Below are 3,938 nucleotides of genomic sequence, written 5' to 3'. Positions count from 1 at the left end.
TTACTTCATGCGCCTTGGAATTTGCCTCGATCGGCGCGCCGAAACTTACGCGAAGTGCGTTTTTACCGCTTTGCGAGATCGTTCTTTTATAATGCTCGCTGGCGCGCGAAAATGTCGATCCCCAAAGCCCTCTGATATAAAAAGGCACGATTACGGAGTTCGTATCGTGCGCGGCTAGCTCAAATCCGCCTTGAAACTCGTCTATGCGGCCGTTGTAGCTGATGTGCCCTTCTGGGAAGAGCCCCACTACTTCGCCAGCATTTAGCGCCTCACGGATACTTTCGATCGCGCTTTTGCTCACGCCCGCTCCGATCGGAATGACGCGGAAAATTTTAAAAAACCACTTCAAATACCACAGATCGTAGTAGCTGCGATGCATTACGAAGCGCACCCCGCGCGGGCAGGCAAGCTGTACCACCGCCCAATCGATCCAGCTGATATGGTTGCCCAAAAGCAGTACGCCGCCTTTTTGTGGGATGTTTTCGATGCCGTCTACGTGGACTTGGTAGCCAAATTTCATAAACGGAATGAGTAAAATTCTAACGAAAAGCTGCGGCAGATATTTTGCGCCGAAGATCCCGCAGATAAGTACGCACAACGCCGCCATAACGAAAATTTCGCCGCTGGCGACCGCAAAATGCACCAAGATGATGGCGATGAGCAAAAACAGCACCATAAAGATATTTTGGATAAAATTTGAGCCCGCGAGTACCCGCCCCATGCGCTCATCGGCGGTGAAAAACTGAATGACGGCGTTGAGCGGCACGATGAAAATTCCGCCGCTAAATCCGAAGAAAAACGACGCCGTGCCGAGCCAAAATACCGAGTGCGCGTTGGCTAGCACCATTAGCGCGAGCGCAAGACCGAATGCGCCAAACGGCACGATACCGAGCTCGATATGCTTTTTGCAGTAGCTGCCGGCAAAGATCGAGCCTAACGCGATTCCGATCGCGCTAAGAGCTAAGATCACCTGGATCACCATTACGTTGTCGCTGCCGCTAAGGCTCTTGTAGTGAGCCGGGAAGGTCGCGATCACGAGCTGCGAGACCGCCCAAAACATCGAAAGTCCGAGCGTGCAGAGCAGGACGTTTTTGTCTTTGATTACAAATTTTAAATTTTGCTTCAGATAGCGCAGGCGGAGATATTCTTTCGTGTTAAATTCCGCCTGCGGCTGCGCGGCGTCGAAGAATGGAATTTTATACGAGTAGTATGTTTCAAGCACGGAGCCCGCGACCAAAAGCACGCCGATAAACCAAACCGAGCTCATCAGCTCGCCCGCGTCGCTGCTGCGGGCTGCAAACAGCTCGAAAATCACCGAAAACGCAAGCGATGAAAGCAGAATCGCGATGATGGTAAGAGCCTGCACGAGGCCGTTTGCCGCGCCTAAATTTTTCGCGCCGACGATCTTTTTAATCAGGCCGTATTTGGCGGGCGAGTAGATCGCGCTTTGCGCCGCAAGCAGGATCGTCATAAAAAATGCGAAATAAAACCACCCGCACAGATATCCTAGCGTAATGAGCGCGGTAAGGGCAACGCCGAGTTTCGCGCAGATCCGCGTGATGCGGGTACGTGAGAATTTGTCGTTGAGATAGCCGCTGGCGCTAAAAAGAAAAACGTAAGGTAGCAAAATCAGCAAATTTACAAGCGAGGTAAGGGCGATGAGAGCGCCAGAATCGGCACTTTTGACAAGGACGTTTTGGATCGTGATCTTATGGCCCAGATCGACGCTTGCGTTGATAAACATAATCGCCAAAAATGGCAAAAATCCTTTAATTTTTAATAAAGATTTCACGGGCGCTCCTTTAAAAACGGGATTTTATCTCACGGAAGTTAATAGACGCAAATTTAAGGCGGCTTCGCTACAATTACGCAAAAATTAAAGGAAAAATATGAAAGTACGTATCACCAATCGCAACGTCGATAACCTCAATAAATTTATGCTGCTTTACAGCAAAAAGGCGCGCAAGCAGCGCCTTATCAGCACTTACGCCATACCATTTGAGTTTTTGCTCGTTGGCATCATCATCGACGGGCTTTTAAAAACGGCGCCGATTGCGAGCGTGGCGTCGGTTATTTTGGGCACGGCGTGGCTTATTTTTTATCCGAAATTTTACCGCCGCATGCTAAGAAAACATCTGGCTGCCGCTAAGCTCGCGCAAGACTCGAGCACGGAGATGAGCTTCGTCGCGGACGACGAGACGATCTCGTTTTCAAAAGGCGAGCCGCGCGCAAGCGAGAAATTTGCCGCGCGCTCGCTAAATCGAATCGCTGCGGGCGGGGAGAATTTTTTCTTGGCGTTTGATCGCGGCTTTCACATCGTCCTTCCCAAAAACGCCGAGACAGACGCCGCGGTGCAGCATCTCGCGGATCTACGCGGGCTGCAGATTGAATCCGTGGATATGGACGTTAAAATTTAGAGCTTTAATTTTAAATTCACGGCTCGCAAAATTCGCGATATAAATTTAAAATTCTAGATTCTGCCTCTGAAATTTAGTCATGGCAGCGTTTTCTCTTAGGTGGCGCTACTTACTCTGCTTCGCTGCGCTCGCAAGAAACGCCGTCAGGCTTAAGCCTTGCGTCGCTACGCTCGTTTTGCGAGGCGCTCACCTTCCCCCTTAAAATCCCCCAACCCCTTGGCACGCTCAAAGCGCGAGCTACGCTCGCGCTAATTTTAAGCTACAGTTGACGGCGTAAATTTTTGCTAAAATTCTGCATTCAGCTTGCCGTTACGCCTCGCGTATCTCCTCTGCTAGGCGCTTTTTGTAGGTGCGCTTGAAATGAAACGCCCAAATTAGCGGAAAGATTATCTCCAACCCTTTCCAAAATACATATCCACCATACCAAAAAAAACATTTGCAAACCGCATAGCAAGCGACTACATAGCTTGTCCCAAAGACGGCACCCCAAGCTACTATTTCAGAGTCGGTCGTAACAACCCAGATCGCAATCAAATATATGAAAGCGCTTAATAACGCAGTCGGGAAAAACCAATTCAGAACGCCTAATTTCTGGTGATTTATATCCGCGCTAAGATAGCCCGCCACGCACGCGATGATGCATAGGGCGCATAAGATAGTGCGCAGCACGGCTAAATATTGCAGCCCGCGGGGTTGTATAAAGCCTTCGTAGTCGCTGCTTTTACGGCTACTATTTTGGCTATTTATGTCGCCGCGCCCCGCCACATAAACAAAATGCGCGCCCAGCGCTATGAAACATGTGCATTGCGTAAAATCCATAAATATGAGATAGCCAAATATTGTCCAACCCGAGCCATCACCACCTGTAGACCCTATTAGAAAAGGCCACGAAATTTTCACTATGCAAAACGTCGCCGCGAGTAAAATCGGGTGCAGCGCGAGCCTGCCGTTTCGCAAATCGGAGAGTAAATTTTTAAAATATCTCATGCTTTCCCCTTAAAATTCCGCGGAATTCTATAATTCCGAAAGAACTTCGCGTGCGTAGTTTGCGAATAGAATTTTAAAATTTCCAGATGCTAAATTCTATCGCTCAATTTATAATTTTACGGCATAGGGTTTTGAAATTTGACGTAACCCCGCCCACTTTCCATTATTTTAAGGCGCGGTTCAGAGCTGAAATTTTAAAGCCACTTTGCTCGTTCATTGCTAGGATCCGTTTCGTTGCCGATCGCTTCGTAACGCGAGTAGTAAAACTCCACAAACTCCCGCACCTGCGCCTCGCTCGGTAGATACACGCCGCCGCTAAGCTCCGCAAAGCGCGATAAAAATTCCGCCGCATCCTTTTTGTCGCAATAAAGCCGCGCCAGCTCCTCGTAGTTTTGCAAGCACGCGGCCTTGAAGCTCTCATAGCCTGCGCGGTCAAATTTAACCGCCAGTCGCCCGCGTTCAAATTTCAAAACGCCCGATGCAAGATTTGGCAGACAGCATTTTTAGACAGCCTGAAAACGACCCCGAAGCCCT

The 3,938-nt window shown here is 49.3% G+C and carries 4 protein-coding genes; 1 reads left to right on the top strand and 3 read right to left on the bottom strand.

Annotated elements, in window-relative coordinates:
* Positions 1–1,792, bottom strand: a 1,792-nt coding sequence (locus tag Q0277_RS06980) for an MFS transporter (protein ID WP_297996801.1), incomplete at its 3' end; no start/stop codon positions are given.
* 97 nt (positions 1,793–1,889) lie between these two features.
* Between Q0277_RS06980 and Q0277_RS06975 the strand changes: the two genes are divergently transcribed.
* Complete coding sequence (locus Q0277_RS06975) at positions 1,890–2,417, top strand: hypothetical protein (protein ID WP_297996799.1); 528 nt, start codon at positions 1,890–1,892, stop codon at positions 2,415–2,417.
* Between the two features lie 309 nt (positions 2,418–2,726).
* Here Q0277_RS06975 and Q0277_RS06970 read toward each other — a convergent pair whose 3' ends face one another.
* Together Q0277_RS06970 and Q0277_RS06965 are read right to left on the bottom strand one after the other, a co-directional pair.
* Positions 2,727–3,404 carry a hypothetical protein gene (locus Q0277_RS06970; protein ID WP_297996797.1) on the bottom strand — a complete coding sequence of 226 codons (678 nt, stop codon included), beginning with the start codon at positions 3,402–3,404 and terminating at the stop codon, positions 2,727–2,729.
* Between the two features lie 194 nt (positions 3,405–3,598).
* Complete coding sequence (locus tag Q0277_RS06965; RefSeq protein WP_297996795.1) at positions 3,599–3,874, bottom strand: hypothetical protein; 276 nt, start codon at positions 3,872–3,874, stop codon at positions 3,599–3,601.
* Positions 3,875–3,938: the final 64 nt, after the last annotated feature.

Source organism: uncultured Campylobacter sp. (assembly GCF_938030815.1).
In the GTDB taxonomy this organism is placed as follows: Bacteria; Campylobacterota; Campylobacteria; order Campylobacterales; family Campylobacteraceae; genus Campylobacter_B.
The sequence above is the reverse complement of the archived record's forward strand: the minus strand, read 5'-3'. Positions and strand labels throughout refer to the sequence as shown.